The following is a 26,644-nucleotide window of genomic DNA, read 5'->3' as shown; positions in this document are numbered from 1 at the left end:
CGACATGGGGCGTCCGCGACAGCGACTCCTGGCTGGGCGCGAACGCCACCCCGCTGCTCTTCGACGGCAACGGCAACAAGAAGGCCGCCTACACCGCGGTGCTCAACGCGCTCAACGGCGGCAGCACGACGCCGCCGCCCGGCGGGGGCGACGCGGGGCAGATCAAGAACACGGCCTCCGGCCGCTGCGTGGACGTGCCCAACTCCAGCACCACCGACGGCACCGCGGTGCAACTGTGGGACTGCAACGGTCAGAGCAACCAGCAGTGGACGCAGAGCACGGCCGGTGAGCTGAAGTACGGCGACAAGTGCCTGGACGCCGGGGGCACAGGCAACGGCGCCAAGATCCAGATCTACTCCTGCTGGGGTGGCGACAACCAGAAGTGGCGCGTCAACTCCGACGGCACGATCGTGGGCGTACAGTCCGGGCTGTGCCTTGACGCCGTCGGCGGCGGCACCGGCAACGGCACGGGGCTGCAGTTGTACACCTGCTGGGGCGGCAGCAACCAGAAGTGGACCTACAACGCGGGCACCGCGTGAGCATCGTCTGCTGGTCGCTTCGACGCCTGGATCTGATGCCTCAGACCCGCTCCACCCGCTGAGCGCACCCCTGGTGCGGCCCCTCCCTCGGCCCCGATGGGGGTTCGAGGGAGGGTGAGCCACAACCGTTCGAAGCGGCCGGGTGTGGCTCGACAACAGTTCTCACACTCCAACTGCGGCTCTGCTGAAACTGCTGGAGGCCCCTTCATCGGCGGAGCGCGTCCGGAGTGTCGTCCTCCACCAGGAAGCCGCCGGACTGGTGACGCCAGAGCCGGGCGTAGGGGCCATCGGACTCGAGCAGCTCGCCGTGGGTGCCCTGCTCCACGATCTCGCCCCGGTTCAGGACGACGAGCCGGTCCATGCGGACGACGGTGCTCAGGCGGTGCGCGACCACCAGCGCGGTGCGCTCCTGCATCAGCTCCCACAACGCTTCCTGGACGAGGATCTCGCTTTCCGAGTCCAGGGCGCTGGTCGCCTCATCCAGCAGCAGGATCGGGGCGTCGCGCAGAATGGCGCGGGCGAGGGCGACCCGTTGCCGCTGGCCGCCGGACAGCTTGACGCCCCGCTCACCGACCAGGGTGTCGAATCCCTTCGGCAGCGACTCGACGAACTCCGTGACGTGCGCCGCCCGCGCGGCCCGCATGATCTCCGCGTCGGTGGCACCCGGCCGGGCGAAGGCGATGTTGTCCCGCACCGACCGGTGGAACATGGCCGGCTCCTGGGGCACGTACGCGATGAGACCGCGCAGGTCGGCCTGCCGCATGCGGGCGATGTCCTGGCCGCCGATCAGAATCCGGCCACCGTCGACGTCCATGAGGCGCAGCAACAGCCGGGTGAGCGTGGTCTTGCCGCCGCCGGACTGGCCGACCAGTCCGATCTTGGTGCCGCTGGGGATGTCCAGGTCCAGGCGCTCGAACAGGAGCGGACCGCCGGCGTGGGCGAACTTCACCCGGTCGAAGCGGATGCTCGCGTCAGCCTGGCGCGGCGGCTGCGGGTCGGCCGGATCGACCACACTCGACGGTACGAGCAGCAGCTCGGTGAACTGGGCGGCTTCGGTGAGCACGCTCTCGATGCGCCGGTAAATTTGATTGAACTCGAACATGACGCTGATCGTGTTCGAGTAATAGGTGAACGTCACCACGATGGCCTCCACGCCCAGACCGCCCCGGAGCGCGACGGCCAGCAGCAGGCCGAGGGCGCTGGTGAGGATCGAGATGGGGGCGACCACGGTGTCCACCCGCAGGTTGCCGTAGTCCCAGGAACGCAGCGACAGTTTCCGCAGCTCGGCGACCCTGACACGGTGCTCGGCGGCCTCGCGGTCCTCGGCGGCGAACGCGCGTACGGTGTCCATGTTCGCCAGGACGTCGGAGACGTGGCCCGAGACCCGCACCTTGGCGGCCTCACGCTTGTCCACCAGCGCCTGGCGGCGGCGGATGAGCGGCGCGACAACGCAGCCCGTGACGATGATGAGGCCCACCAGAACGAAGACCAGCAGCGGGTGATAAGTCCACAGCACCACCGAGGCGAAGGCGATCGGCACCACCTTGGCCATGATGGAGAAGGTCAACGTGTCGACGAAGTCCTCAAATCTGGAGGAGAACCCCAGCACCCGTTTGGTCAGCGACCCGGCGAAGTTGTTGTGGAAGAACGCGGTGTCCTTGGTCAGTAACTCGTCCATGCCCACCACACCGAGGTGCTCGATGCCACGGGCGTCCGTACGATTCAGGAAATGCAGCCCGATCCGCCACAGCACCTCACCGGCCAGCAGCCACCCGGCGAAGCTGAGCACATACGGCAGGAGCGCGCCGACGGAGCCGTCGCCGCCCGCGGACAGATGCCCCACGATGCCGGCCACCGCCAGCGGCGCCAGGTAGAACAGGCAGATGTTCCCGAGCGCGGGCATCGCCAGTGCGGGCACCGCGACGCGCCGTTGGCGCACCAGCTCACCGGAGTAGTGACGCAGCGCGAGCAGGACCGCCGACTTTCGTACGGATGAAGTGCCTTCGGTGCCCTGAAGTGATCCGAGCACAGCCATCCGCCCCTCCCGAACCCCGACAACCGACCGTGACCATGCTGCCGCAGGCCGTACGCGGAGGCGACTGATTTTCCGGCCACCTCAGTCGGGGGTCTTCTCCGAACGTGTCCCCAGCGCCGAGTAGCGCTGCGTAGATCACGGTCGCCAGACCGTCGACCGTGACCGGGACCAGCCTGCCGCCACGCCGGATTCGCCCGGCAACCGCACTGGCCCGTCTGGAGTCGTGATCACGTGGCTGGAAAAGGATTGGACGGGATGATGCTCGAACTTGTAGCTTGCGGTTGACCGTGACACCGCCCCAGGAGGTGAGACCCATGAACGCTGTATCGATGTGGGTGCTCCCCCTTGCCGTCACGGCCGGCGATTGACGTAGGTGTCGCCGGGAGCGCCTCGCCAACAAGGCACTCCTGAAAGGCAACACCTATGCACTCTCCGCAGTTCCCCGCCGAGCCGTCGTCGAACGATACGGTCGAGCGCGACTTCACCGTGGGCGATGTCTCCGGACTCCGGTCGCCGGGCTCCGACGCCGATCGCGCGCCCCTCATGTTCGACGTGATCATTGCCGGGTGCGGGCCGACCGGCGCGATGCTGGCCGCCGAACTGAGGCTGCACGACGTGCGTGTACTCGTTCTGGAGAAGGAAACCGAGCCCAAGTCGTTCGTTCGCATAGTCGGTCTGCATATTCGCAGTCTCGAGCTGATGGCAATGCGCGGACTGCTGGATCGCATTCTCCAGCATGGAAGACGGCGTCCGGCCGGCGGCTTCTTCGCCGCCATCAACAAACCCGCGCCCAGGGGCTTGGATTCCGCGCACGCCTATCTGCTGGGCATCCCGCAGCCGGTCATCGAGCGCCTGCTCGAAGAGCATGCGGTCGAACTGGGTGCGCAGGTCCGGCGCGGTTGTGCGGTGGCCGGTGTCGAGCAGGACGACGAGGGTGTGACCGTCGAGCTGGCCGACGGAGAACAGCTGCGTGCGCGCTATCTCATCGGCTGTGACGGCGGGCGCAGTACGGTGCGCAAACTGCTCGGCGTCGGCTTCCCCGGCGAGCCCTCGCGGACCGAGACGCTGATGGGCGAGATGGAAGTGGGTGTACCGCAGGAGGAGATCACCGCGAAGGTGACCGGAATCCACGAGACCCATCGGCCATTCTGGATCCGGCCCTTCGGCGAAGGAGTTTACAGCGTCGTAGTCCCCGCCGCGGGCGTCAGCGGCCGCGCGGAACCACCCACCCTCGAGGATTTCCAACAACAGCTGCGCACCATCGCCGGAACCGATTTCGGCGTGCACTCCCCGCGCTGGTTGTCCCGCTTCGGGGATGCCACCCGGCTGGCCGAACGTTATCGCGTCGGGCGGGTGCTGCTGGCCGGCGATGCGGCACACATCCATCCACCCATCGGCGGGCAGGGCCTGAACCTGGGCGTTCAGGACGCATTCAACCTCGGCTGGAAACTGGCCGCACAGATCCGCGGCTGGGCGCCGGAAACACTGCTGGACACCTACCACGCCGAACGTCATCCGGTCGCCGAGGACGTGCTGGACAACACCCGCGCCCAGATGGAACTGCTGTCCACCGAACCGGGCCCGCGGGCCGTGCGCAGGCTGCTCGCCGAACTGATGGACTTCGACGAGGTGAACCGCCTTCTGATCGAGAAGATCACCGCGATCGGCATCCGCTACGACTTCGGCGAAGGCCCCGACCTGCTCGGCCGCCGCCTGCGCGACATCGAGGTGAAACAGGGCCACCTCTACGGTCTGCTGCATCGCGGCCGCGGCCTGCTGCTGGACCGCACCGAACGCCTGACCGTGGGCGGCTGGTCAGACCGGGTCGATCACCTCGCGGATCCCACTGCGGTACTGGATGTTCCGTGCGTCCTGCTACGCCCCGACGGCCACGTCGCCTGGATCGGCGACGATCAGCAGGACCTGGACGATCACCTCTCCCGCTGGTTCGGCAAGCCCGCCAACTGATTTCGCCCGAGCAACCGAGAAGGGCCCTGGGTCGGAACGGCCAGTAGCCACTGACAGTGCGGGATGGATGTCGTAGCGGACGATCAGCTTCTCACCCGGGAGAACGCCGAGCAGGAACAGGCTGATGTACTGCACCACGTCACCGCTCATGCCGCACCATCGGAGGCGAGCCGCAGCCGCAGCCGCAGCCGCAGTCGCACGAGCCGGGGGGTCGTCCGCCCGGTCCGCCACGGTCTCCGCGAACAGTTCGTCCGACGAACGGATCGACCTCCACCTGCTCGGCGGCGAACTCGACCACCTCGGCCGGCACTTTCAGCGCAGTGTTCGCCAGAAACGTCACCAGCATCCGGACCGTGCCCCACCGCACCGCCCAGCCCAACTTGGTCGGCGGGCGCACGTTCCCGACCGCAGGCGGCGCTTGGCCTCAGGAGGTGGTGAGCTGGCGGAGGAGGGGCAGCAGGATGTCGTCGACGATGGAGGCGATCGCGTCGTCGGCGGGTGGGTGGCCGTGGAGCACCACCTCATTGCGGATCAGGTCGAAGGGGAGCCGGAGCACCCGTGGTGGAGGTTTCACCGCGCGGATCTCGTGCCGGTCCGCTGCTCTGGCGAGGACGGCCGCCGTCATGTCCTCGCGGGTGGAGCGCGCGATCCAGGCGTGCAGGGCGGCGCTGGCGTCCGGGTCGCGGGCCGTTTCCGCGGCCAATCCTGCCAGCACCTCGCCGCGTACGGTGCCGAACCCGTTCACCGTCTGGCGCAGCAGCTCGACCAGGTCCGAGCGCAGGCTGCCGGTGTCCGGCGCCTCGGCGCCGGGCGGGGCGGCGTGGTCCATGGCCGCGAGCGCGAGCTCGGCCCGGGTGGGCCATCTGCGGCTGAGCACCGGGCGGCTGGTGCCGGCCAGCGCGGCGACCGCTTCGAAGGTCAGCCTGGCATAGCCGACCTCGGTCAGTATCTGCCACGTCGCGTCCAAGATGGCGTGCTCCAGCCGTTCTCCCCGCCGCCGTGTGGCCGTCAATGGATCACTCCTTAGGATGCGCTTCGCATCTTACGCGTGTTAGCGTACTCGAACGCAATTAGATGCGCCCAGCATCTTAAGGAGAGTCATGGTCACCACAGAGAGCGTTCACACCGAGGGTGCGCAGATCGTTTACGACTACCAGGGCAGCGGCCCGCTGCTGCTGCTGATCTCCGGCGGTGGCGGCGATGCCGCCCGCCACCGGGGCCTGGCCGCCCTGCTCGCCGGGGAGTACACGGTGGTCAGCTATGACCGGCGGTGCAACTCCCGCAGCACCGGCGACCTCACCCGGGACATGGACATGGCCCAGCAGGCCCGCGACGCCGTCGCCGTGATCCACGCCATGGGCCACGAGCGGGCCTACATCTTCGGTAACAGCTGCGGCGCCTCCATCGGCCTCGAACTGGCCGCTCACCACCCGGAAGCGATCACGAAACTGATCGCCCACGAGGCTCCGGTCATGTCCATCCTGCCCGACGGCCGCGCCTGGCAGACGTTCATGGACGGCGCCCACGACACATTCCTCAAGGACGGCGAGGTCGCGGCCATGAAGGTGTTCCACTCCTCTTTCGTGGGCTTCGAGGAGTCCACGATCGCCCGCATCTCGGCGGAGAACATCACCCCGAACAGCCACTTCTTCCTGTCACGGGAGTTCCTGCCGATCACCTATTACACTCCGGACCTCGACCGGATCCGCGCCAACGGCGTGGCGATGGTCAGCGCGGCCGGCAGCGCCAGCACCGGCGCGTTCTACGCCCGTACCGCGCCCATCGTCGCCGAACGCACCGGCTGCCCCTACGTCGAGTTCCCGGGCAACCACATCGCCTTCATCAGCGACCCGGGACCCTTCGCCCAGGCGCTCCGCGACACCCTGCGCTGACGGCTTCTCATTCGACTGGAGGTCAACCTTGACGGAGCACACCACCGAGGCCCGGCCCGAGCTGCCGACTGTCACATCCTGCCCTAACGACCGGATCCCCGTCGACGCATGCGGTGATGCACACGCCGAAGTACGGCACTCCCATTACGCAGTTGTTCGTGCCATCGAGGGGATCGACGAGCCACTGCATCTCGGAGGTCGTTGAGCCGTGCCGGCCGGTCTCCTCGCCGAGGATCGCATGGTGAGGAAACTGCTTCCGGATGCCGTCGATGATCAGCCCTAGGTCGACGCCGAGAATCTGCACCATGTGAAGGCGGCGATCGAAGGGCTCGGATTCTTCCGATCCAGTGAACCTCACCGGTTGTAGAGCCTGCGTGCCCACAGATAGCTGACCAGGGCGATGCCCGCGCTCCACACAGCCGCCTCCAGGAAGCCGGACCCGGCTGGACGCCCGGCCAGCAGCGCGCGCAGCGTCTCGACGACGGGGGTGGCCGGCTGGTGCTCGGCGAACCACCGCAAACCGGTCGGCATCGACTCGGTCGGGACGAAGCCGCTGCCGAGGAACGGCAGCAGCATCAGCGGCATCGGCAGGTTGCTGGCCGTGGCCACGTTCTTGGTGACCATGGCGAGCGCGACCGACAGCCAGGTGATCGCGAAGGTGAACATGGCCAGCACCCCGACCACGCCGAGCCAGTCCAGTACCGAGGCGGACGGGCGGAACCCGATCAGCAGTGCCACCACGCTCACCATGGCAATCGCGAGGAACGTCTGCACCATCGCCCCGAGCACGTGACCGGTGAGCACCGAGACGCGGGCGATGGCCATGGTCTTGAACCTGGCGATGATGCCCTCGGTCATGTCGGTCGCCACCGAGATCGCGGTCCCCTGCGCGGCCCCGACGATCGTCGTGATCATGATGCCGGGGGTGAGGTAACCGACGTAGGCGGCGCGGTCGGCGCCGATGCCCGCGCCCATGGTGCCGCCGAAGACGTAGACGAACAGCAGCAGGAACACCACGGGCACGGCCGCGAACGTGAGGATCAGCGTGGGGTAGCGCCAGATGTGTTTGACTTGGCGCCGCAGCATCGTCGCCGAGTCGGTGATCGCTCTCATCGGGAGGGCTCCTTGGCCGAGGGCTCCTGGGTCAGCGTGAGGAAGACGTCGTCCAGGTCGGGCGTGTGTACCGACAACTCGGCGACCTCGATGGCATGCGTGTCCAGCCACTCCAGGAGCTTCCTCAGCGTCCGGACTCCGCCGGAACCGGGGATCTGGACGGTGAGTGCCGCGTCGTTGCTGGAGGTGGCGCCGACGCGGCCGGCCGCCCTGCGGTACCCGTCGGGGTCGGCGAAGCGTACGACGATGTGGCCGCCGGGGACCATTCGCTTGAGTTCTTCGGGCGTGCCCTCGGCCACCAGCCGGCCCTGGCTGAGCAGGGCGATGCGGTCGGCGAGTTCGTCGGCCTCCTCCAGGTATTGGGTGGTCAGGAAGATGGTCACGCCGTCCTGCTGGACGAGGTCCCTGACGATCTGCCACATGGTGCGGCGGCTGCGCGGGTCCAGGCCCGTGGTCGGTTCGTCGAGGAAGATGAGCCTGGGCGTGCCGACCATGGTCATGGCGAGGTCGAGCCGGCGGCGCATGCCGCCCGAGTAGGTGGCCGCGGGCTTGCGCGCGGCGTCGGTGAGGTCGAAGCGCTCCAGCAGTTCGCGGGTGCGCGTGCGGCCCTTGGCTCGGCCGAGGTGGAGCAGGTCGGCCATGAGCCGCAGGTTCTCCTCGCCGGTGAGGAAGCTGTCGACCGCGGAGAACTGGCCGGTGACGCCGATCGCGGCACGCACCTCGTCGGGTTCCTTGGCCAGGTCGTGCCCGGCCACCCGGATCTCGCCCGCGTCGGCCTTGATCAGGGTGGACAGGATCTGCACTGCGGTGGTCTTGCCCGCGCCGTTCGGGCCGAGCAGCGAGAAGATGGTGCCCTGCGGGATGGTGAGGTCGATGCCGTCCAGGACGCGGTGGGCGCCGTAGGACTTACGCAGCCCCGTCACCGAGACGAAGGTTCGCATCGTGTTCACCCCCGATCCCAGGTGACGGGCAGGCTGTGCACGCCGTACACCTGCGCGGGGTCGGTGCGCAGCGACAGGGCTTCAGCCGGTACGGCGAGCCGCAGCGTCGGGAAGCGGGTGAGTAGCGCGGGAAACGCGACACGCATCTCGATGCGGGCAAGCTGCTGACCGAGGCACTGATGGACGCCGTGGCCGAAGGCCAGATGCCCGGCGGCCGAGCGGCGCAGATCGAGCATGTCGGGGTCGGAGAACCTGGCCGGGTCCCTGTTGGCGGTGTTGATCGCGATGATGACCGTGTCGCCCGCCTTGAGTTGCCTGCCGCCGAGCTCCACGTTCTCCAGGACGCCGCGCATACCGGTGGCGGCGACGGACAGGTAACGCAGCAGTTCCTCCACGGCGCCGACGGCCAGGTCAGGGTCGCCGCGCAGGGCGGTGAGCTGGGCCGGGTTGCGCAGCAGGGCAAAAGTGCCGAGCGCGAGCATGTTGGCGGTGGTGTCGAGCCCGGCGCCGAGCAGGAAGGCGGCCACGCCGCCGAGCTCCTCGTCGGTCAGGTCGCCGCTGGTGGCCAGGTCGCTGAGCAGGTCGTCGGTCGGCTTGGCACGCTTGGCGAGCGCGAGCTCCCGCAGGTATGTGCCGAGCTCGGCGAAGGCGTCGTACTGCGCCCCAGCGGTCCCGGCGTCCGACAGAGCCCGGGTGGAGCTCTGGAACTGGTTGCGGTCCTCGTACGGCACGCCGAGCAGCTCACAGATCATCAGCGCTGGAACCGGCTGCGCGAAGACCTCGACGAGGTCGGCGGGCGGCCCCTGCCGCTCCATCGCGTCGAGCCTCTCACGGGTGATCTCGGTGACCCGATCGGTGAGCAGGTTCATCCTGCGGACGGTGAACTTGCCCGCCAGCAGTTTGCGGAAGCGGGTGTGCTGGGGGGCGTCCATGCCGGTCAGGTCGCCGACGGGGGCGGGCGGCAGGTGGCCGCCCGCCAGGGGGTGGTAGTGGGTTTCGTAGCGGGAACTGAAGCGCGGGTCGGCGAGGATCTGGCGGACCAGGTCGTATCCGGTGATCATCCAGACGCCGGGGGCGCCCTCGGGCGCGGCCAGGCGGGCGATCGGCTGCTCTGCGCGCAGAGCGGTGAGCGAAGGGGCGGGATCGAAGGGACAGGCGGGTGCGCGGTCGAGGGACGGGGTGACCGGTACTTCGCGATAGTACGTGTTCGGCATGATTGAAAGCTACGTTGCTTTCAGAAATTATGTCAATCATTCAATACACGTAAGCGCAGCTGAGAGCCGATATATTGATGCATTGGCACTGAAACTGAATGCACTGAAACGTTGCATTGTGTGGCGCCGAACGCAATAATGGCGTCATGCCAGAAGGAAGGTTGACCCGGCAGGACCGCCAGCGCATCGCGACCGGCCTGGCCGAAGGCCGCTCCTACGCCGAGATCGCCAGGCGGCTGGACCGGCCGACCTCGACGATCAGCCGCGAGGTCGGCCGCAACGGCGGCCCTGGCGACTACCGGCCCGAGCGTGCGCACCAGGCGGCGGCGCGGCGGGCGCGGCGCGGCACCGCGGCCCGTTCGCCCGAGGCCGAATCCCAGGACCGCAAGGTGGTCGAGGCGGAAGAAGGAGCCGTCGAGATGGCGATCGGGATGGGCCTGCCGAAGATGATGGCGCGCGTGCTCATCGGCCTGTGGCTGAGCGAGGACGGCAGGCTCACCGCGGCCGAGCTGTCGCGCGGGCTGAAAGTCAGTCCCGCCTCGGTCTCCATGGCCGTGGGCTACCTGACCCAGCAGGGCCTGATCAGGCGCGAGCGTGATCCGCAGCGGCGGCGCGACATCTATGTGGTCGACGACGACGCCTGGTACCACTCGACGGTGATCGGCTCGCGGCAGACGCTCGCGGCGGCGGAGGTCGCGAAGGCGGCGGGGGAGACGCTCGGGCTCAACACGCCCGTGGGACGCCGCCTGGCCAGGGGCGGTGCATTCCTGGAGCGGATCAGCCTGGACGCTCTGGCGTCGGCCGAACGCTGGCGCGACCTCCCGCCGTGATCAGACCGCAGGGATTGTGCCCCAGATTCCCGCCTGCCGAGTTCGCGCGCAGCGGACTTCGACGCGATCGTGACCTACTCCGAGCTGCCCGGCCGTGCGACATCGCCGCTTGGCGCCAGCCGCTTGGCGACGCCCGGCCGACCTCCGGCATGGCCTGGTAGGTCGGGTGGGAGGCGGGCTCGGAGCGTGTGGATGATCTTCCGCTCCCGCTCGTGGATCAGCGCCGCCAGCAGCAGGACCGTGAGCTCGTGGCTTCGTAGCAGGGGAGGATGCTGGGCGCTACCGCAGTTGATCGCGGCGGCGGGTGAGGTAGGCGGTCTCGCCGGTGTTGCCGGTCAGCTCGATGGCCCGGTCGTAGGCCGTGCGTGACTGCTGGCTGTGGCCCAGCCGGCGCAGCAGGTCGGCGCGGGTGGCGTGGTAGGCGTGATAGCCGGCCAACGCCTCGGCGAGGCGGTCAACGATGGCCAGCGCCACCTCCGGCCCGTCGAGCTCGGCGACGGCTATGGCCCGGTTGAGGGCGATGATCGGCGAGGGGTCGAGGCGGACGAGCTGGTCGTAGAGGGCGAGGACCTGCGACCAGTCGGTGTCGCGGATGTCGCGGGCGGAGGTGTGCACGGCGTTGATCGCGGCGAGGATTTGATAGCGGCCCGGAGCCACCCCGGCGGCGGCAGCGGCCAGGCGCTCGCGCACCAGCCGATGACCTTCGGCGATCAGTTTCACGTCCCAGGCGCCGCGGTCCTGCTCGGCCAGGGGGACCAGTTCGCCGCTGGCCGAGACCCGGGCGGGGCGGCGGGCCTCGATGAGCAGCATCAGCGCCAGCAGGCCGGCCACTTCTCCGTCCTGCGGCAGGAGCGCGCGGATCAGGCGGGTGAGCCGGATCGCCTCGGCGGTCAGGTCGTGACGTACGGGATCAGTGCCGGGGCCGGTCGCCAGGTAGCCCTCGTTGAAGACGAGGAACAGGACGGCCAGGACGCCGGAGACACGAGCCGGCAGATCGTCGGCGGACGGCATCCGATAGGGGATGCGAGCCGCCTTGATCTTGGCCTTCGCGCGGGTGATCCGCTGCTCCAAGGTGGTCCCCTGCACCAGGAAGGCACGGGCGATCTCGGGCGCGGTCAGACCGCCGACCATGCGCAGCGTCAACGCCACGCGCGCTTCCACCGCCAGCGCCGGGTGGCAGCAGGTGAAGATCAGCCGGAGCCGGTCGTCGTCGATGGCGCCCAGCGGCTTGGGTGGGGTGTTGTCGTGCAGCATCTGAGCCTCCTTGTGCTTGTCGTCGCGTTTGTTCTCTCGCCGGATCCGGTCGATGGCCTTGCGGTTGGCGGTGGTGGTCAGCCACGCGCCCGGGTTGGGTGGCAGGCCGTCGGCCCGCCACCGCTCGACGGCGGTCGTGAACGCCTCGGCCGCTGCCTCCTCGGCGATGTCGAGGTCGCCGAAGCGCCTGGTCAGAGCGGCCACCACCCGCGCCCACTCGTCGTGGTGGACCCGGGTGATCGCCTCCTCGACGTCGCTCACTGGAACGGCCGCACTTCGATCTTCCGATCGCAGACCTTCGACGCCTCGGCGGCGAGCTTGAGCGCCACGTCCAGATCGGGGGCCTCCCACACCCAGACGCCGGCGAGGTACTCCTTCGACTCCACGAAAGGCCCGTCGCTGAACACCGTCTGCTCACCCCGGTTGTCGATGACCGTGGCCGTGTCGGTGTCCGCGAGTCCGCCCGCGAAAACCCAGTAGCCCTCGGCGATCAGTCGTTCGTTGAACGCGCTGATGGCAGGCTGCCTATCCGTGCTGCCCGGATTGCTCTTGTCATCGATCACGGAAACCAGGTATCGCATCTGACGATCATCTCCTGTTGTGTCAAGACAGCGTGGTTCGGTGGTTGGGACTTCAGGCCGTTGCATATCGAGGGCGCCCGGCCGGCCGGTAGACCTGGATCGTCACGCCCTTCGAGTCGACCCGCGACTCGACCAGGTCGAGCGCAAGATCCGGACCGCTCTTCGGGAACAGTCTCGCGCCCTGGCCGAGGATCACCGGGATCACGATCAGAATCATCTCGTCGACCAGGTCGTTCTCCAGCAGCCACCGGGTCAGGATGCCACTGCCGTGCACCTGCAGCTCACCCCCGGGCTTGGCCTTCAGCTCACTGATGGCCGCCGCGAGGTCACCGCGGAGAACGGTCGTGTTCTCCCAACGCGGCGCGGTGAGCGTGGTCGAGGCAACGTACTTGGGGGCCTCGGTCAAGGCCACGCCGATGGGATGTGCGCTTGATCCCCAGGAGGTGAACAACTCGTAGGTGCGCCGGCCGAACAGGAACGCCTCGGCGCGCTGGTAGGTCTGCGTGATGAACGTCCTGGTCTCGTCGTCACCCGCCCCCAGGGCCCATCCGCCGCGCTCGAATCCGTTCCGGCGGTCCTCCTCCGACGCACCGCCGTTTCCCTGCGTCACTCCATCGATGGTGACCTGAGTCACGGTCGTCAGCTTCATGATCGCGCTTCCTTTGCCTTGGCGCCGCCCCTTGCGGGCGGCCTCACCCCTGCTACGAACACCACCGCCCCGATCCGACACCGCCTCCCCGACTTCTTTGCAGAATTTTCCGCGACGCCGGTCGCCGGCGATCCGACAGCACGACAATGTCGCGGCGACCCCGCTCCACCTCCTCAAGCGCGCCCAGTGCGGACAAGCCCGAAGGAGGCGGACAAGCTCACCGACGCGGACCGCTGGGCCTGTCACCGCTGTTCTGGACGCATGTGAACCCGTACGGCCGGTTCGAGCTCGACATGAACAGCCGTCTCGATCTTGGCCTCGCCACCCCCATCCCCGGCCAGCGGACGGAGGAACCGCAGCCCGCAGCCGCCGGGTGAAGCGCCGACGACGCGGCGCGGTGGTTGAAGCCGGCTGCCGTGGCTTCGACCGCGGCGGGGCTCCGGCTACGGCGGGGCTCCGGCTGCGGCGGGGTCGACGCCGGGCCGGCTGCCGGCGTCGATGGCCGGTCGGAGCGGGGCCGGCCGCTCCGGACCAGGCGGTGTCGATTCAGAACCGGGGTTTCAGGCTCCGTGCGGTGCGTTCGATGAGCGTTGGCTTTTCTTGCAGGGGAGCCTCCCAGGTGGCGGTGATGTCGCGGGCGACATCACGTAGGAGGTCGATGAGGATGTCTGCGAGCGGTGTGAGACTGGCGTCGGTTTTGGTCACGGCGTAGAGCTGGCGGTAGGGCCTGGGGTGGGCCAGTTCGCGATGGGTGGTGCCAGGCGTATGGGTCAGGGCCAGACGCGAGACGAGGGCCACCGCGATGCCTGTGCCGACGAGGGCCTGGGCGACGTCGTAGGACTCGGTCTCGAACCGTACGGTGGGAGTGAAGCCGGCCTCGCGGGCAGCGTCGTGGAACTGCTCGCGGGCGGCATGGCCGGCCAGGATGGAAACCCACGATTCGTCGCGCAGTTGTTCCAGGTGAAGTTCGGTGTCCGGGGGGTGCCCGGTGGCCAGTGGGTGGTCATCGGGGAGAACCACGACCATCGGGTCCAAGAGGAGCGAGTGGGCCCGTAGGTGTGGGGGCGGCGCGAGCGGTGTGCCCCAGGACGCGACAATGGCGAGGTCCAGGCGCCCCGCGCTGATCTCGTCCGCTCCGCGTCCGGAAACCACGTCTACGACCGAGACGTCGGCGTCCGGATGGCGGTGGCGCAGGGCCGTCAGGGCGGGTGGCAGCAGGTGCAGGGCAGCCGCCTGGAACGTCCCGATCCGCAGACGGAGCGAGAGGTGGCCGAGCAGTGCGGCCAGTTGCGCCTCGGCCCTGTCCGATGCCTCCTCCACGGTTCGACCGTGGGAGGCCAGCAGCGCACCGGCCGCGGTGAGCGTCGCCCCGCGAGGACCACGGATGACCAGGGACACCTGCCAGTCGCGTTCGGCCTTGACCACCTGCTGTGTGACCGCTGCGGGCGTGAGATGGAGTGCGTGAGCCGCCGCCGTCATGGAGCCGTGCCGCTCGATCAACGCGAGAAGGCGCAGCTGTCCCGGGTCCACCAGCATTCACTAATCCTAACGCTGCACCCTTCTCTTTTAACTTCTGTTACGAGTACGGGAGAGGAAGACTGGGGGACACCATCGGCCGCATCCCCCGGAAGGGGTTCTCTCCCATGCCCACGCATGTGCCCGTTTTCATCGCCACCACCTTGCTGCTGGCGATGCTGCCAGGCGCGAGTCAAGCCCTGATGATCCGGCAGGTTCTGGAAGGCGGGCAACGCACAGTCCGAGGCACGCTCGCCGGCAACGCCACCGGCTTCCTGCTGTGGTCCACGGCCGCCGCGGCCGGGCTGTCCGCCGTCCTGCTGGCCAGCCCCACCGCGTACGCGGTGCTCCGGATCGCAGGCGGCATCGTGCTGATGATCCTCGGGGTGAACACGCTACGGACCGCGCTCATCACCGTCTCCACCCCTCCGCCCTCCGAGGGCGGGCTCCGCACCGGCTTCGCGGGTGGATATCTCACCGGCCTGATCACCAACCTCGGCAACCCCAAGGCGGGCGTGTTCGCCGTCTCGGTGTTGCCCCAGTTCGTGACCGCGAAAGGCCCGGTGTTCCTGTCGACCGTTGCCCTGGGAGCCCTGTGGGCGCTCGTCAGCGCCTCCTGGTACATGTTGCTCACCTGGGCCGTCGGCCGGGGGCGCGCCCTGGTATCGCAGCCGACGGTCCTGCGGGGACTCAGCGTGACCACCGGCGTCGTCCTGCTGGGGCTGGGCGCCGCGGTGGCAGCGGGTGTCTGAGGGCCGGGCCGGTACTTCTTCCAGCGCCCGACCGCCCGAGGCATCTGCCGCCCTTGTGCCGCAGATCTTGATCGAGACAAAGGATCGACCGCTATCACGTGTCCAACATCTCGGCATGGCTGCGAGAATCCACACTCGCTTTGTGCGCGCCGAACTACGACGATCCCGATCGTCCCCGACATGCTGATAGAGCTGGAGGCGGCCCACCTGTGTCCCGACCAGAGCGATCTCGACGGCCTTCTCACCAGGGCGCTGAGAGGCGTCGACCGGTTGGATGCGATCCTTACCTGCGAGTGCTCGGCGAAATGGAGGTGGCACGCCGCCTGGATGACCAGGGCACGGGCCTCGGTCGGGCGATCGCCCGCGACATCGGCCAGACGCACATGGGCACCCTCCACGACGGGGGATCCGCAAGCGGCGGGGCTTGCTTCGTCCTGAGGCTTCCCCTCAGTGCAACAGCCCCCATCGCGGCCGCTTGACCCGCTCCCGCTTGTGGTGGTGATGAACTGGCGCTCGAACAGTGCCTCGGCCGCGCTGACCACCCGCTCGATCCGGGTCGCGGCGTTCCGCCTGTCCAAGAAATCTACTTTGTAAAGGCGCTCGGGCGAAGTCAAAACCCAAACACACAATCGAATAAGTACCCTCTTTTACAAGCAAGGCGCACGGAGAGTCACCAGTAGAGCCGGTCGGCGACCTCGCGGACGCGGGTGGTCACCTGCAGCAGGCGGTGCAGGTGCTCGATGTCGAGGTGGATGTTCGACTACTTCACCCACATCACCGGCTCGCACGTGCGCCGCGACGACCTCGACATCACCCTGGCCGCCTTGACGGTGGCGCGCTCATGCAACGTGGGCTTGATCCCGGTGAGCAAGGCCGGGACGCCCGCGCTGACCGCGGCCCGGCTGATCGGCGTGGAGACGGGGGCTTCGGCTCGGCGTGACAAAATGGGGGGCCATTCGTCCGTCCTTTGATGCTGCGAGGTTCTCCGTGAGCAAGCACGTGGCCCGTGAGCCGCTGCGCCGTAATTCGCGGTCCAACCGGGCACGCATCCTGGCCACGGCCCGTGAGGAGCTGGGGCGGAACCCCGATGTCACGCTGGAGGAGTTGGCGCGGGCCGCCGGGGTCGTCCGGCGCACCCTCTTCGGGCACTTCCCGGGGCGGGCGGCGCTGCTGGAGGCGCTCGCCGAGGAAGCCGCCGAGACGTTGCGGAACACGGTGGAGGCCGGGCCGGAGTCGGGGGAGCCGGCGGAGTCGGCCGAGTGGGCGCTGGCGCGGTTCGTACTCCGGATGTGGCCCGTGGGCGACCGCTACCGCCTGCTGCTGGCGCTCACCCGGCGGGACCTCGGCTCCGAGCGCCTCGACGAGGTGCTCGCGCCGGCCCGGGAGGCCGCCACCGGGATCCTGGAGCGCGGGCAGCGGGACGGCGTCTTCCACTCCCATCTGCCGCCGGCCGTGCAGAGCGCAGGCCTGATGGCGATGATCGTAGCTCTGGTGGAGTCCGTCAACACCGGCGCGCTGGAGGACGACGGGCACCGGATCGCCACGGCCACCCTCATCGCGGCCGGCGTGCCGGAGGATCGGGCGAGCGCGGTGGTCGAGGAGGTTGCGTCGGCGATGGCTACGGCTCTTCCGGCCCCCGGCACCTGATTTCTCTCCGGCCGACCCGTTCGACGAGGTGTCCCGGGCGTCGTCGCGGCGGAAGGTGACCGACTTGCCGGAGAAGTGGGCGGTGAGGCCCTGCTCCGTGGTGGTGACCGAGCGCAGTCGGAGGCCGTAGGGGATGTTCCGCGGCGATCGGCTCGGCGAAGACCTGGCCGAGCAACTCTCACCGGCCTCGGGCAGGGCGACGCGGCCCGCGACCTTGAAGTCCTTGAAGGTGACGCGGTTGCCGGAGGCCGCCGAGACGGTCGTCGTCGCGGTGACCTCGAAGCCGAGGGTGGTCAGGACGCGGGCGCGGATCCGGTCGGAACCGTAGCCCGGGGTCAGTTCCAGGCCTAGGGCGTCGGACAGGTCCGCGTACGACAGGAAGACGGTCGCCTCCGCCGAGCGGGCCCGGGCCTCGCTGTCGTCGTCCGGCTTCGTCAACCCGTCCATCCGCGGGGCGAGTTCGGTCACCGGCAGCGGGCGGTCGGAGCCGTCGGCGGGTTCGTGCGAGTTCGAGTACGAAAACTCGCACTCCTGGTCACGGTCGTGCTCGGGGCGGGGGCGGTACATCGGCCCTCCTCCAAAGGGCTTCGGGGGGCAGGGAGTTGGGGGCGGACATTTGTGTGAGTGCGAGTGGGGGTGCGGGCACGGGTTTCAGACGGGACTCGATCGCGACCCGGTCTTCCGTACGTGATCGACCTTCGCGGCGGCGGTGTCCGGGGCGACTCCGGCGGCGATGAGGGCGGCGGTTGCGGCGCCGGTGCCGTCGTCGGGGCACAGGCCGCGGTCGACGCAGTCGAGCAGGGCCAGCAGTTGGGCCTCGATGGCTCGGGCGAGCGGCTCGGGCGGGACGGTGGTCTGGAAGACGCCCTGTCGGCGGCCGTGGGCGAGGGCTCTCGTGGCCATGTCGCGGGCGGGGGTCAGCAGTTCGTCGACGCGTGCGGGGGCGAGGTCCTGGCCGCGGGCCAGCCGGATGAGGGTGCGGTAGCGGTCGCCGACGGGCCACATCATGAGGACGAATCGCGCCAGGTCCGCGACGGCGTCGGGGGTCGGGGCCGGGACACCCGCGCCGGATCGCCTCCGCGGCCTCGGCGGCCAGGCACTCGACGAGCGCGGTCCGGCCGGCGAAGTGGACGTACACGGTGCGCCGGGCCACACCGGCGGCGGCGGCGATGTCCTCCAGGCTGCTGTCGGGGTCGCGGGTCAGTTCCCGCCGAGCCGCGTCGAGGATCCGGGCACGGGTGGCCCGCGCGTCCCGACGCTGCGCCGAAGTCGAGGTCGAAGTTGGAGCAGGAGGGGGCGGCGTCTCGTGGGGCCGGGCCGGAGACCGTCTCGGCCTCGTCGTCGGTGTTCGTGCTGGTCGGCTGGTCACGTCGGTACCTCGAGGGCGGGTGGGAGGAGGGAGTCGTCGCGATATTTGCACATCAATGGGCAATAAACTAGTCTGCACATCAATGGGCAATTAAGCGATTCCGCTCAAACATGGTCCAGCAGATCGGCTCCGTGATCGGCGTCAGCGTCCTGGTCGCCGTCAGCCGTACTTGCTGCTTGGTCCGGGCTTGCCGGACCGCGACGCCGCGAAGGCGGCTTGGGGGTTGAACTCATGACACCGGTGACCCAGCGACAGCCCTTTGGCGAGGGCTCCCCGGCCAGACGGTCCCAGGCGACCGACCGCGTCCGTCATCGGACGGTTCAGGCAGGCGGGCTGGAGGTTCCGATCCTTGAGGCCGGCAGCGGGCCGCTCGTTGTGTGCCTCCACGGGTTTCCTGACCATGCCGCCAGCTGGACAGGGATCCTCGACCGCCTTGCGCAGGAAGGGTACTGGGCGGTCGCGCCCGCACAGCGCGGATACTGGCCCGGCGGGGCGGCTCCCGACGGCTCCTACCGCATTACCTCGACCGGCCAGGACGTCCTCGCCCTGATCGAAGCGCTCGGGCGCGAGCAGGCGGATCTCATCGGCCACGACTTCGGAGCCGCGGCGGCGTACGCGGCTACGAGCCTCGACCCGAGGCGTGTCCGCAAGCTTGTCACCATGGCGGCTCCCCATGGCCGTCAACTGATGACCTCATTGGTCACCGACGGTGACCAGCAGCGACGCAGCTGGTACATGTTCTTCTTCCAGACAGCCATGGCGGAGGCGGCCGTCGAGCTTGACGACTTCGCCTTCATCGACCGGCTCTGGCGGGAATGGTCACCCGGCTACGAGCTGCCGGACGCGGAGCGTGCCGCGCTCAAGGAAACCCTGGGTGCTCCAGGAGTCCTGACCGAGATCCTGGGCTACTACCGCCAGTTGTTCACGCCCCCCGCGGACGAGGCGGCCCAAGCCCTGGAAGCCCGGGCGTTCGGTGCCCTCACCGTTCCGTCGCTCTACCTCCACGGGGCCGACGACAACTGCTTTTCCGTGGAGTTGAGCGACGGCATGGACGACCTGTTCGCGAACGGCCTCGAACGCATCGTCATACCCGGCGCAGGGCACTTCCCGCACCTGGAGCAGCCCAAGACGGTCGCCGACCACATCCTGGGCTTTCTGAACGGCTGACCCCCCTCCCACCACCCAGAACTCGAAGGGTTGACCGAACCATGACTGATAAGGAAAGGCAGGAGGCCATGGCTGTGACGACTTCTCCGTACGCGAGCGACGCACTGGCCGAGGGGACCGTCGACGCGGTGGTGATCGGCGGGGGCGCCGCGGGGCTGAACGGTGCACTGATCCTCGCCCGCTCCCGCCGCTCGGTCGTCGTGATCGACAGCGGCTCCCCGCGCAACGCGCCCGCCGAGGCCGTGCACGGCCTGATCGCCCTGGACGGCACCCCGCCGCCCGAGATCCTTCGACGGGGCCGGGAGCAGGTGCGCCAGTACGGCGGACGCGTCGTGCTCGGCGAGGTGGTCTCGGCCGAGTCTGCCGCCCCGTCGGCGGACGGGGACCTGCGGTTCACCGTCACCCTGGCCGACGGCCGCAGCATCACCGCTCGCCGCATCCTGGTGGCTACCGGCCTGACGGATGTGCTGCCGGAGGTGCCCGGGCTCGCCGAGCACTGGGGGCACAGTGTGGTGCACTGCCCGTACTGCCACGGCTGGGAGGTGCGCGATGAGCCCATCGGTATCCTCGCCACCGGTCCGGTCTCCATCGGCCACGCGTTCTTGTTCCGTCAGCTGAGCGAGGACCTGACCTACTTCACCCACGGCACTGACCTGGACGAGGACAGCCGCGCCCGCTTCGCCGCCCGCGGCATCCGCGTCATCGACACCCCGGTCACCGAGGTCGTCAACGACACGGGCGGTGCCCTCGCCGGGGTGCGCCTGGCCGACGGCCAGGTCGTGGCCCGCCGCGTCCTCGCGGTCGCCGCGCAGTTGCAGGCCCGCACCCAGGGCCTGGAAGGTCTGGGCCTGCCGGTGCAGGACCTGCCGAAGGGCCGCGGTTTCGCCTCCGGCACGGCCGGCACCACCGAGGTGCCGGGTGTGTGGATGGCCGGCAACGTCACCGATCTGGTCGCCCAGGTCGGGGCCTCCGCAGCGGCCGGCGCACTGGCCGGCGCCGACATCAACAGGATGCTGGCCATCGCGGACACCGACGCGGCCCTCCAGGGGATCGCCGAGGCAAGCCCGCAAGGGGCCACAGGATGATCTTGAAGCCCTGAGATCTCAGCCCGTCACCCGCCCGCCTCACCTTCATCGGTGAGGAAACCGATCTGTTTTCCCGTCTGGAAACTGATCAGTTTCCAGACGGTTTTCAGCCATGCCCAGCAAGCGGGCAGCAGGAGCGTCGCACCGAGGTCAACGCCACACTCCTCGACTTCCTCGCCCGCCTCGACGACTCCACATCCTCGGCTTCCTGAACGGCCGACCCACCCCAACCAGATGGAGGACACAACAATGTCGGAGCGCAATCCCATTCTGATCACCGGCGCCGGCGGCCAAATCGGTGCTGTGAGCAGGGTGATGGTCGACATGCTGCTCGAACAGGGCCACCCGGTGCGCGCGTTCGTGCGACGGGACGACGAACGCGCGCAGTCGTTGCGCGAGGCCGGGGCCGAGGTCTTCGTCGGCGACCTGCTCAAATTCGCGGACGTGGCCGCCGCGCTGAAGGGTGTCCGGCGCATCTACTTCAGCATGAGCCTGTCGCCGTACTACGCCGATGCCCTCACCCTGATGGCCGCGGCGGCGCGAGCCCAGGGCGACATCGAGGTCTTCGTGAACATGTCCGACTACGAGCAGTCGTACATGACGCTCGAGAAGATGACCACACCGGATGAGGAGCGGCGTTCTTGGCTCGGCGGACTGGTCACGGACTGGTCACCGCAGCAGCGGGCGCACTGGGTCTGCGAGCAGGTGCTGGACTGGTCCGGCATCCCGACCGTCAACGTGCGTGCGACCCTGTTCGTCGAGAACCCCTTGATGACCTGGCTGCCACTGGGCCCGCTGAGCAACGGTGAACTGCGCCTGCCCTTCGGCAACCAGCGGCTCGCGCCCATCGCCGTTCACGACGTGGCAGAGGTGTGCGTGAAGATGCTGGTCGACCCCGCACCGCACATCTCGAAGTCCTACGAGCTCACCGGCCCGGAGCTGAAGGACATGTACGGGTTCGCTGAGGACTACGCAGCCGCGCTGGGACGCCAGGTCGCCTACATCCCCGAGGAATTGGAGGCCTGGCACGAGGCCTTCATAGACGAGACCTTCCTGCAGGAAACCCTGGGCGACACTGCGGCCCAGCACGTGGCGGCGCACATGAGGACCCTGACCAGGCTGGTCGCCGGCGGGCGGTACGACGTCGTCACCGACCAACTGGAAACCCTGCTCGGGCGCCCACCGCGGACCATGCGGTGGGCGCTGCAGAACAATACTCGCCTGCGCGAACTGGCGGTTGCCCCGAACCACGAGCGTTCCGGAGCAGAACATGACGCCACACCGGAGTCCTCAGCCTGAGGGGTGGCTCTCAAGGCGTCGGGGCGGGCGAACAAGGGGCGCTGTTGACGAGCGGCGAACCAGGCGACAAGTAACCTCAGAGTAACTTTCGGAGCTGGATCTTCCTCGTCGGACTCGTCGTGGCCCTCGTCCTCGCGGGGATCGGGCCAGCGGCCGAACGGCTCGACCTGGTCAGAGCCTTCGGCTCCGAGTGCCCCGGGGCCCTTCGTACGGTGCGACACCAAGGATCACGCGTGCTCCCCTTGGTGTCGGGCATGCGCGAGCAGCGCGGCCACGACGTCGTTCGCCTGGTCCTCGGTCTGTTCAACGACCGTGCCCACCGCGTCGGTGGTGCCGCTTCCGGGCCCGGTGAGGTCCACCCGGGTCGGCCGGCGCGGGGCGATGATCTCCGGCCCGGCCGGGGCGCCGGTCTCCTCAGCTTCGGCGAGCGCGCGGTAGACGGTGGCGACCGAGGGGTGCTGTCCGGCGTTCTTACCGGTCTTGATGGTCGGCTGCTTCGCGATCTCGGGACGGGGACGCCTTTGTCCTTCAGTGCGCGGGCGAAGGTGAGCATGTCGTCGTCGATGACCTTCGGCCGTCCGCCGTGGTTGCCCCTGGCCGCGGCGGTCACCTGGCCCTCCAGGGTCTTCTCCCGGATGTAGTCGCGCTGGATCTGGGCGGCGGCGGCCAGGACGGCGAAGAACATCGCGCCCATTCAGCCCGTCACCCGCTCGCCTCGCCTTCGTTGGTGAGGAAACCGATCTGTTTTCCCGTCTGGAAACTGATCAGTTTCCAGACGGTTTTCAGTCATGCCCAGCAAGCACGCAGCAGGAGCGTCCCGCCGAGGTCAACGCCACACTCCTCGGCTTCCTCGCCCGCCTATACGACTTAACATCCTCGGCTTCCTGAACGGCCGACCCGCCCCAACCAGATGGAGGACACGACAATGTCAGAGCGCAATCCCATGGACAAGAACACGACATCGCGACAGCGGGCCCTGGTGGTCGGCCTCGGGATCAGCGGGATCGCCTCCGCGCTGCGACTGCATCACGCGGGCTGGGACGTGGTGGTGCTGGAGAAGGCCCCCGAGCGGCGCCGCGGCGGATACTTCATCGCCCTGTTCGGGACCGGGCTCGCCGCCGCCGAACGGCTGGGCATCGCCGATGCGGTGCCGAATCGCTTCGCTCTGGAAGGCGTGAGCTACGACGTCGACCGTACGGGTCGGCGCCGCCGCGGTGTGGGCTACGCCGATGTGTTCGGCGGGTCTCGAATGGTGATGCGGGGCGACATCGAAGACGCGGCCTTCACCGCCCTGCCCGACGAGGTCGAGATCCGGTACTCGACCGTGCCGATCGCGCTGGACCAGTACCTCGGCGGGGTGGACGTCGAGATCCGCGACCTGACGACGGAGACGACGGCCGTCGAACGGTTCGACCTGGTGGTCGGGGCAGACGGACTGCGCTCGACGGTGCGCCGGCTTGCGTTCGAGCCCGAGCAGAGCCCGATCCGTCGGCTGAACTACATGATCGCCGTGTACAGCCTGCCCGAGCCGGTACCCGGCTACCGCCTGCAGGACGGGCTGTACATGGGCGAGGCGGGCCGATCGGTGTGGGTGTTCTCGTTCGCCGACCGTCCGCCGTCGGTGCTGTTCTCCTACCGCACCGACGACGTGGACGCCGAGTTCACCCGGCCGGCTATCGACTCGCTGCGCGCCGCCTACGGCCCCGAGCCCACCGGCTCCACGCTCGGTTGGCTGCTCGACCAGTTCGAGAAGGCCCCGGACCACCTGTTCGACTCCGCCGAGCAGGTGCGCCTCGACCACTGGCACCGCGGCCGAGTCGTGCTCGTCGGCGACGCCGCGTGGTGCCTGACCGTTTACTCCGGCATGGGGGCATCCACCGGCCTGGCCGGGGCGGACCTGCTCGGCACCATGCTGGAACGCCACCCGCACGACGTGCCACGAGCGCTGCAGGACTGGGAGGACCGCCTGCGCCCGTTCATCGACCACCACCTCGGCAGCGGTGTGAGCATGCGCGGTTTCTTCACCCCGGGCAACCGCGCCGAGTTGCTGCTTCGGTCCGTGATGATCCGCCTCGCCCGGCTGCCGATCGCCGGCCGGCTGCTCGCCAAGATGATGACCAACAGGGCGCGGATGAAAAGTCTGGATATCGCCGCCGCTGCAGCGTGAGTGGAGTTCCTCGAATACGAGCGGGAGAACGAGGTCGTCTGGGCCCGCAACTTCGTCGAACGAATGCTCGGACGCAGGTGCATCGGGGTTCACCCGAGCTGCTTGCTCCACGCGTCGTAGCAGCCGCGGTAGACCTTGTCCCGGTAATCGCCACAGCTAGAGGCATTGATCAACTCCGTGTCATAGGTTGTCAGATTCCGCGCGCTCCCTCTGCAGTGAGATTGAGCCCGTGGAAGCCAACCACTCGGCCAATCTGACCGAGCTGCTCAAAGCGCGCGGGCTGTTAGTGACAAACAGGGACGACGGCTCACTAAACGTCAGAAATCCTCTGCACCCACACGTCCGCGAGGCCGTTGGCGCCGTCAACGGTAGCTACCTCACGGATGACGGATACGAGCTCAGCGAGCAGGGCGATGAGCCGGCCACCGCCGACCGCGTCGCCTTCCTGGCTCGGGCTGCCTGACACAGCCGGGCCGCACCGAGCAGGCCCCTCCGCCCAGGCACGACACGACAAACGACCAGCCCACCGGGCCCGGCAGCCCCGGCAGCCCCAGCACAACGCCGAGGACCCCAGCTCCTGATCACGGATGGGAGGACCCCACGTGACACCACACCATGCGCTACCGGAAGAACGCCAGCAGGCCCGGCGGCACGTCGGCCGGGCCGGAGTCGGTCAGAAACGTGCCGAGCATGCGCACCGTGCCCCATTGGATGGCCCAGCCCAGGCGGTTGTGCAAGCGCCGCTTGTCCCGCGCTTCCTTCAGCGCGGCGGCCCAGGAAGAAGAACCTCTCCAGTTCTTCCGGCGTCGGGTCCGCCACGAACCGGCCATACCGGTCAACCTGGGCGACGGACAAATACTCCTGTGCCACAACGCGTCACGCTACGCGCGCTTGGTGTCACTACCCGCTGGTACATCCAAATCGAGACCGACTCTCGCGCCGCGCGCTGGACGCGATCGCGTTACCGGTGGCTTAGCGGGAATTTCCGGCCGGATATGACCACGACGCCGACTCAGCCAAACGACCGATCTTCGGCCGGTTCCATGAGGGTCAGCGCGCCCGCCGGCTTGAGCAGCCCGCCGAACTCCGGGTCGCCGTGCCGTACCTGGAGACGGTAGTCGCGCGCCAGCAGCGACGTCAGCGCCATGAGCTGGATCTTGGCCAGCGGGGAGCCAGGACAGCCGCGCGGGCCCGCGCCGAACGGGAGGTAGCGGCCGCGTTTGGGCGCCTGGTGCCAGCGTTGCGGTGAGAACGCCTCCGGGTCGTCCCACCAGCGGGGATCGCGGTGGATGAGGTAGGTGCAGACCATCACCTGCTGGCCGGTGTCCAGGGGGTAGGGCCCCAGCCGAGTGGGTCGCAACGCCGTACGGCTGAGCATCCACTGGGGCGGATGGAGGCGCAGCACCTCGCGCAGGAAGCCGTCGGCGAGTGGGAGGGCGCGCGCGCCGACGGCCTGGCCGATCGAGAGGGGCCCGGCCGCCTCGTCGGCGATCTCCGCTGCGAGTTCCGGGTGCTCGGCCAGCCGGAGGGTGAGCCAGGAGGAGGCGGCGCCGGGGACGCCGGGCGCGGTGAAGACCACCAGGCGCGCCGCCGCCGCGACGTCGGCGTCGTTGTCGCTGATGCGGAGCAGCTCGTCGAGCAGGTCGCGCGAGTGGGGCAGTGGGGTGGCGGCGCGGCGGCCGGCGATCTCCTCCTTGATCAGGGCGCGCAGTGCCTCGTTGGCCTGGATGGCCTTCTTGGCGGCCGGGCGCGGGAGCCAGCGGACGCGGACCTCGCCGATCTCCAGGATTTTCAGGATTCCGTAGAAGGCCGCCAGGGAGGCGTCCGCGATCTCGGTGACGCGGGAGTCTCGGGTGCCGCCGCCGAAGCAGAACCAGGCCGTGGCCGTGCCGCAGATCGCGGTGGTGGTGGTGAACAGGTCGGTGGAGCGGCCCGCGTGGGCGCGGAGCTGGTCGCTCAGCGTGGCCACCTGGCGGTCGATGTGCTCCGGCGTGAGATGGTTGGCCATCGCGCGGCTGGCCAGTCGGCGGCGGCGCATCAAGACAGGGAGGCGGGCCTCCTGTGCGGCTCGCGCCCGGCGGCTGACCACAATCGCGTTGTCGAGCATGTAGGTGTCGTTGGTCTGTGTGAAGATCTGCTGGGCGGCATCAGGGTCGAGGACGACGACGGCGTGGGGAGCCAGGCGGATGATGTCGCCGTAGTCCGCCTGGTTGGTACGCAGCCAGGACATGCGGTCGCGCTCGTAGGCGGGGAGTTGGCCGACCAGCCACTGTCCGCGAGGGCCTGGGATTCCGGTCTCGGTCATACCAACCAACCTCGGGGGGAGCGTGGGTGGGGCGGCGCGGGGCCGCCCCAGGGGACGTCACTCGTTACTGCATTCCACGTGGGCATAGACGCCGTTGGCCCGAGCACGACCCAGCCGTCCCACCAAGATCCGGAAATAGCGTCGCATGATGCACCTCCTTCACTTTTGGATCACGATTTCGACCTTAAGTCATCATTTTTTGCAACAAAAGGGCCCTACGGGAAAGATCACTCGTCATTGACTCCCGAGTCGGTGCAACCCGGCTGGCGTGCGCCAAGTTGGAGCGTGTGAGGACTCGCGTGCTTATCGCCCAAGACCATCC

28 protein-coding genes and 2 pseudogenes are annotated in these 26,644 nt (G+C 68.7%); 13 read left to right on the top strand and 17 right to left on the bottom strand.

The features are described 5' to 3' along the window. The coding region (locus AB0H88_RS42015) for a ricin-type beta-trefoil lectin domain protein (protein ID WP_357654187.1) at positions 1-539 on the top strand (539 nt) is incomplete at its 5' end. Positions 540-744: 205 nt separating this feature from the next. Here AB0H88_RS42015 and AB0H88_RS42010 read toward each other — a convergent pair. Next, positions 745-2,574, bottom strand: coding sequence for an ABC transporter ATP-binding protein (locus tag AB0H88_RS42010; RefSeq protein WP_357654186.1), 1,830 nt, complete (start codon positions 2,572-2,574; stop codon positions 745-747). Positions 2,575-3,117: 543 nt separating this feature from the next. Here AB0H88_RS42010 and rox point away from each other — a divergent pair. Continuing rightward, entirely contained in the window at positions 3,118-4,542 is a 1,425-nt protein-coding gene (gene rox / locus AB0H88_RS42005) for a rifampin monooxygenase (protein WP_357654194.1), read from the top strand. A 139-nt stretch (positions 4,543-4,681) separates the two neighbouring features. Here the strand turns inward: rox and AB0H88_RS42000 are convergent, their stop codons facing one another. Then, positions 4,682-4,939 (bottom strand): DUF4158 domain-containing protein, encoded by a 258-nt coding sequence (locus AB0H88_RS42000; protein WP_357654185.1) that lies wholly within the window; start codon positions 4,937-4,939, stop codon positions 4,682-4,684. Between the two features lie 27 nt (positions 4,940-4,966). Then, positions 4,967-5,554, bottom strand: coding sequence for a TetR/AcrR family transcriptional regulator (locus AB0H88_RS41995; RefSeq protein ID WP_357654184.1), 588 nt, complete (start codon positions 5,552-5,554; stop codon positions 4,967-4,969). Positions 5,555-5,642: 88 nt separating this feature from the next. Between AB0H88_RS41995 and AB0H88_RS41990 the strand changes: the two genes are divergently transcribed. Next, complete coding sequence (locus tag AB0H88_RS41990) at positions 5,643-6,434, top strand: alpha/beta hydrolase (protein WP_357654183.1); 792 nt, start codon at positions 5,643-5,645, stop codon at positions 6,432-6,434. Between the two features lie 22 nt (positions 6,435-6,456). On the opposite strand, the gene AB0H88_RS41985 is transcribed toward AB0H88_RS41990, so the two are convergent. Genes AB0H88_RS41985 through AB0H88_RS41970 form a run of 4 tightly spaced genes read right to left on the bottom strand, consistent with a single transcriptional unit; the run spans position 6,457 to position 9,702 of the window. Beyond that, positions 6,457-6,741 (bottom strand): inositol monophosphatase family protein, encoded by a 285-nt coding sequence (locus AB0H88_RS41985; protein ID WP_357654182.1) that lies wholly within the window; start codon positions 6,739-6,741, stop codon positions 6,457-6,459. 47 nt (positions 6,742-6,788) lie between these two features. Further along, positions 6,789-7,547 (bottom strand): ABC transporter permease, encoded by a 759-nt coding sequence (locus AB0H88_RS41980; protein WP_357654181.1) that lies wholly within the window; start codon positions 7,545-7,547, stop codon positions 6,789-6,791. Continuing rightward, positions 7,544-8,488 (bottom strand): ATP-binding cassette domain-containing protein, encoded by a 945-nt coding sequence (locus AB0H88_RS41975; RefSeq protein ID WP_357654193.1) that lies wholly within the window; start codon positions 8,486-8,488, stop codon positions 7,544-7,546. Before AB0H88_RS41975 ends, AB0H88_RS41980 begins: the two co-directional genes overlap by 4 nt. A gap of 5 nt (positions 8,489-8,493) precedes the next feature. Further along, positions 8,494-9,702 (bottom strand): cytochrome P450, encoded by a 1,209-nt coding sequence (locus AB0H88_RS41970; protein WP_357654180.1) that lies wholly within the window; start codon positions 9,700-9,702, stop codon positions 8,494-8,496. A gap of 146 nt (positions 9,703-9,848) precedes the next feature. Here AB0H88_RS41970 and AB0H88_RS41965 point away from each other — a divergent pair, with 146 nt between their 5' ends. Continuing rightward, on the top strand, positions 9,849-10,532 hold the full coding sequence (locus tag AB0H88_RS41965; protein WP_357654179.1) for a helix-turn-helix domain-containing protein: 684 nt from the start codon (positions 9,849-9,851) through the stop codon (positions 10,530-10,532). A gap of 279 nt (positions 10,533-10,811) precedes the next feature. Here the strand turns inward: AB0H88_RS41965 and AB0H88_RS41960 are convergent, their stop codons facing one another. The 4 genes from AB0H88_RS41960 to AB0H88_RS41945 form a co-directional block, all read right to left on the bottom strand. Then, on the bottom strand, positions 10,812-12,047 hold the full coding sequence (locus AB0H88_RS41960; protein WP_357654178.1) for a DUF6596 domain-containing protein: 1,236 nt from the start codon (positions 12,045-12,047) through the stop codon (positions 10,812-10,814). Beyond that, a complete protein-coding gene (locus AB0H88_RS41955) occupies positions 12,044-12,367 on the bottom strand; it encodes a YciI family protein (RefSeq protein ID WP_357654177.1) in 324 nt (107 codons plus the stop codon). The genes AB0H88_RS41960 and AB0H88_RS41955 overlap by 4 nt, the downstream gene beginning before the upstream one ends. A 52-nt stretch (positions 12,368-12,419) precedes the next feature. Then, complete coding sequence (locus tag AB0H88_RS41950) at positions 12,420-13,016, bottom strand: dihydrofolate reductase family protein (RefSeq protein WP_357654176.1); 597 nt, start codon at positions 13,014-13,016, stop codon at positions 12,420-12,422. A gap of 546 nt (positions 13,017-13,562) precedes the next feature. Continuing rightward, a complete protein-coding gene (locus tag AB0H88_RS41945; protein ID WP_357654175.1) occupies positions 13,563-14,552 on the bottom strand; it encodes a LysR family transcriptional regulator in 990 nt (329 codons plus the stop codon). Between the two features lie 107 nt (positions 14,553-14,659). On the opposite strand from AB0H88_RS41945, the gene AB0H88_RS41940 reads away from it, so the two are divergent. From AB0H88_RS41940 to AB0H88_RS41930, 3 genes are all read left to right on the top strand, one after another. Then, positions 14,660-15,283, top strand: a complete 624-nt coding sequence (locus tag AB0H88_RS41940; protein ID WP_357654174.1) for a LysE family translocator — start codon at positions 14,660-14,662, stop codon at positions 15,281-15,283. A 740-nt stretch (positions 15,284-16,023) separates the two neighbouring features. Then, complete coding sequence (locus AB0H88_RS41935; protein ID WP_357654173.1) at positions 16,024-16,254, top strand: hypothetical protein; 231 nt, start codon at positions 16,024-16,026, stop codon at positions 16,252-16,254. Between the two features lie 16 nt (positions 16,255-16,270). Next, entirely contained in the window at positions 16,271-16,930 is a 660-nt protein-coding gene (locus AB0H88_RS41930) for a TetR family transcriptional regulator (RefSeq protein WP_357654172.1), read from the top strand. Between the two features lie 135 nt (positions 16,931-17,065). Here the strand turns inward: AB0H88_RS41930 and AB0H88_RS41925 are convergent. The 3 genes and pseudogenes from AB0H88_RS41925 to AB0H88_RS41915 form a co-directional block, all read right to left on the bottom strand. After that, positions 17,066-17,377 (bottom strand): annotated as a pseudogene (locus tag AB0H88_RS41925) (hypothetical protein); the annotation flags it as partial. A 204-nt stretch (positions 17,378-17,581) separates the two neighbouring features. Then, a complete protein-coding gene (locus AB0H88_RS41920) occupies positions 17,582-17,938 on the bottom strand; it encodes a hypothetical protein (RefSeq protein WP_357654196.1) in 357 nt (118 codons plus the stop codon). Between the two features lie 103 nt (positions 17,939-18,041). Further along, a pseudogene (locus AB0H88_RS41915) lies at positions 18,042-18,299 on the bottom strand (helix-turn-helix domain-containing protein); the annotation flags it as partial. A 231-nt stretch (positions 18,300-18,530) separates the two neighbouring features. On the opposite strand from AB0H88_RS41915, the gene AB0H88_RS41910 reads away from it, so the two are divergent. Together AB0H88_RS41910 and AB0H88_RS41905 are read left to right on the top strand one after the other, a co-directional pair. Continuing rightward, positions 18,531-19,466, top strand: coding sequence for an alpha/beta hydrolase (locus AB0H88_RS41910; protein WP_357654171.1), 936 nt, complete (start codon positions 18,531-18,533; stop codon positions 19,464-19,466). Positions 19,467-19,540: 74 nt separating this feature from the next. Then, positions 19,541-20,551, top strand: coding sequence for an NAD(P)/FAD-dependent oxidoreductase (locus AB0H88_RS41905; RefSeq protein WP_357654170.1), 1,011 nt, complete (start codon positions 19,541-19,543; stop codon positions 20,549-20,551). Positions 20,552-20,577: 26 nt separating this feature from the next. Here the strand turns inward: AB0H88_RS41905 and AB0H88_RS41900 are convergent, their stop codons facing one another. After that, entirely contained in the window at positions 20,578-20,877 is a 300-nt protein-coding gene (locus AB0H88_RS41900) for a hypothetical protein (protein WP_357654169.1), read from the bottom strand. Here AB0H88_RS41900 and AB0H88_RS41895 point away from each other — a divergent pair. The 4 genes from AB0H88_RS41895 to AB0H88_RS41880 all read left to right on the top strand — a co-directional run bounded on the left by AB0H88_RS41895 (position 20,876) and on the right by AB0H88_RS41880 (position 24,480). After that, positions 20,876-21,850, top strand: coding sequence for an NAD(P)H-binding protein (locus AB0H88_RS41895; protein WP_357654168.1), 975 nt, complete (start codon positions 20,876-20,878; stop codon positions 21,848-21,850). The genes AB0H88_RS41900 and AB0H88_RS41895 overlap by 2 nt on opposite strands. 233 nt (positions 21,851-22,083) lie before the next feature. Beyond that, entirely contained in the window at positions 22,084-22,491 is a 408-nt protein-coding gene (locus AB0H88_RS41890) for a hypothetical protein (protein WP_357654167.1), read from the top strand. A gap of 284 nt (positions 22,492-22,775) precedes the next feature. After that, entirely contained in the window at positions 22,776-24,017 is a 1,242-nt protein-coding gene (locus AB0H88_RS41885) for an FAD-dependent monooxygenase (protein WP_357654166.1), read from the top strand. 229 nt (positions 24,018-24,246) lie between these two features. Further along, on the top strand, positions 24,247-24,480 hold the full coding sequence (locus AB0H88_RS41880; protein ID WP_357654165.1) for a hypothetical protein: 234 nt from the start codon (positions 24,247-24,249) through the stop codon (positions 24,478-24,480). A gap of 157 nt (positions 24,481-24,637) precedes the next feature. On the opposite strand, the gene AB0H88_RS41875 is transcribed toward AB0H88_RS41880, so the two are convergent. Continuing rightward, positions 24,638-24,847, bottom strand: coding sequence for a DUF4158 domain-containing protein (locus AB0H88_RS41875; protein WP_357654164.1), 210 nt, complete (start codon positions 24,845-24,847; stop codon positions 24,638-24,640). 182 nt (positions 24,848-25,029) lie between these two features. Then, positions 25,030-26,322 (bottom strand): cytochrome P450, encoded by a 1,293-nt coding sequence (locus AB0H88_RS41870; protein ID WP_357654163.1) that lies wholly within the window; start codon positions 26,320-26,322, stop codon positions 25,030-25,032. Between the last annotated feature and the right edge of the window lie 322 nt (positions 26,323-26,644).

Source organism: Nonomuraea sp. NPDC050680 (genome assembly GCF_040654555.1).
GTDB lineage: Bacteria > Actinomycetota > Actinomycetes > Streptosporangiales > Streptosporangiaceae > Nonomuraea.
The sequence above is the reverse complement of the archived record's forward strand: the minus strand, read 5'-3'. Positions and strand labels throughout refer to the sequence as shown.

Excerpts from the sequence above, each read along its gene's own strand:
- AB0H88_RS41910 (WP_357654171.1), top strand. The coding sequence starts at position 18,531 with ATGACACCGGTGACCCAGCGACAGCCCTTTGGCGAGGGCTCCCCGGCC.
- AB0H88_RS41935 (WP_357654173.1), top strand. The coding sequence starts at position 16,024 with ATGTCGAGGTGGATGTTCGACTACTTCACCCACATCACCGGCTCGCAC.
- AB0H88_RS41885 (WP_357654166.1), top strand. The coding sequence starts at position 22,776 with ATGTCAGAGCGCAATCCCATGGACAAGAACACGACATCGCGACAGCGG.
- AB0H88_RS42010 (WP_357654186.1), bottom strand. The coding sequence starts at position 2,574 with ATGGCTGTGCTCGGATCACTTCAGGGCACCGAAGGCACTTCATCCGTA.
- AB0H88_RS41985 (WP_357654182.1), bottom strand. The coding sequence starts at position 6,741 with ATGGTGCAGATTCTCGGCGTCGACCTAGGGCTGATCATCGACGGCATC.
- AB0H88_RS41950 (WP_357654176.1), bottom strand. The coding sequence starts at position 13,016 with ATGAAGCTGACGACCGTGACTCAGGTCACCATCGATGGAGTGACGCAG.
- AB0H88_RS41895 (WP_357654168.1), top strand. The coding sequence starts at position 20,876 with ATGCTGCTCGAACAGGGCCACCCGGTGCGCGCGTTCGTGCGACGGGAC.
- AB0H88_RS41970 (WP_357654180.1), bottom strand. The coding sequence starts at position 9,702 with ATGCCGAACACGTACTATCGCGAAGTACCGGTCACCCCGTCCCTCGAC.
- AB0H88_RS41945 (WP_357654175.1), bottom strand. The coding sequence starts at position 14,552 with ATGCTGGTGGACCCGGGACAGCTGCGCCTTCTCGCGTTGATCGAGCGG.
- AB0H88_RS41940 (WP_357654174.1), top strand. The coding sequence starts at position 14,660 with ATGCCCACGCATGTGCCCGTTTTCATCGCCACCACCTTGCTGCTGGCG.
- rox (WP_357654194.1), top strand. The coding sequence starts at position 3,118 with ATGTTCGACGTGATCATTGCCGGGTGCGGGCCGACCGGCGCGATGCTG.
- AB0H88_RS41955 (WP_357654177.1), bottom strand. The coding sequence starts at position 12,367 with ATGCGATACCTGGTTTCCGTGATCGATGACAAGAGCAATCCGGGCAGC.
- AB0H88_RS41875 (WP_357654164.1), bottom strand. The coding sequence starts at position 24,847 with ATGGCCGGTTCGTGGCGGACCCGACGCCGGAAGAACTGGAGAGGTTCT.
- AB0H88_RS41975 (WP_357654193.1), bottom strand. The coding sequence starts at position 8,488 with ATGCGAACCTTCGTCTCGGTGACGGGGCTGCGTAAGTCCTACGGCGCC.
- AB0H88_RS41870 (WP_357654163.1), bottom strand. The coding sequence starts at position 26,322 with ATGACCGAGACCGGAATCCCAGGCCCTCGCGGACAGTGGCTGGTCGGC.
- AB0H88_RS41920 (WP_357654196.1), bottom strand. The coding sequence starts at position 17,938 with ATGATGTGGCCCGTCGGCGACCGCTACCGCACCCTCATCCGGCTGGCC.
- AB0H88_RS41980 (WP_357654181.1), bottom strand. The coding sequence starts at position 7,547 with ATGAGAGCGATCACCGACTCGGCGACGATGCTGCGGCGCCAAGTCAAA.
- AB0H88_RS41990 (WP_357654183.1), top strand. The coding sequence starts at position 5,643 with ATGGTCACCACAGAGAGCGTTCACACCGAGGGTGCGCAGATCGTTTAC.
- AB0H88_RS41965 (WP_357654179.1), top strand. The coding sequence starts at position 9,849 with ATGCCAGAAGGAAGGTTGACCCGGCAGGACCGCCAGCGCATCGCGACC.
- AB0H88_RS41900 (WP_357654169.1), bottom strand. The coding sequence starts at position 20,877 with ATGTCGACCATCACCCTGCTCACAGCACCGATTTGGCCGCCGGCGCCG.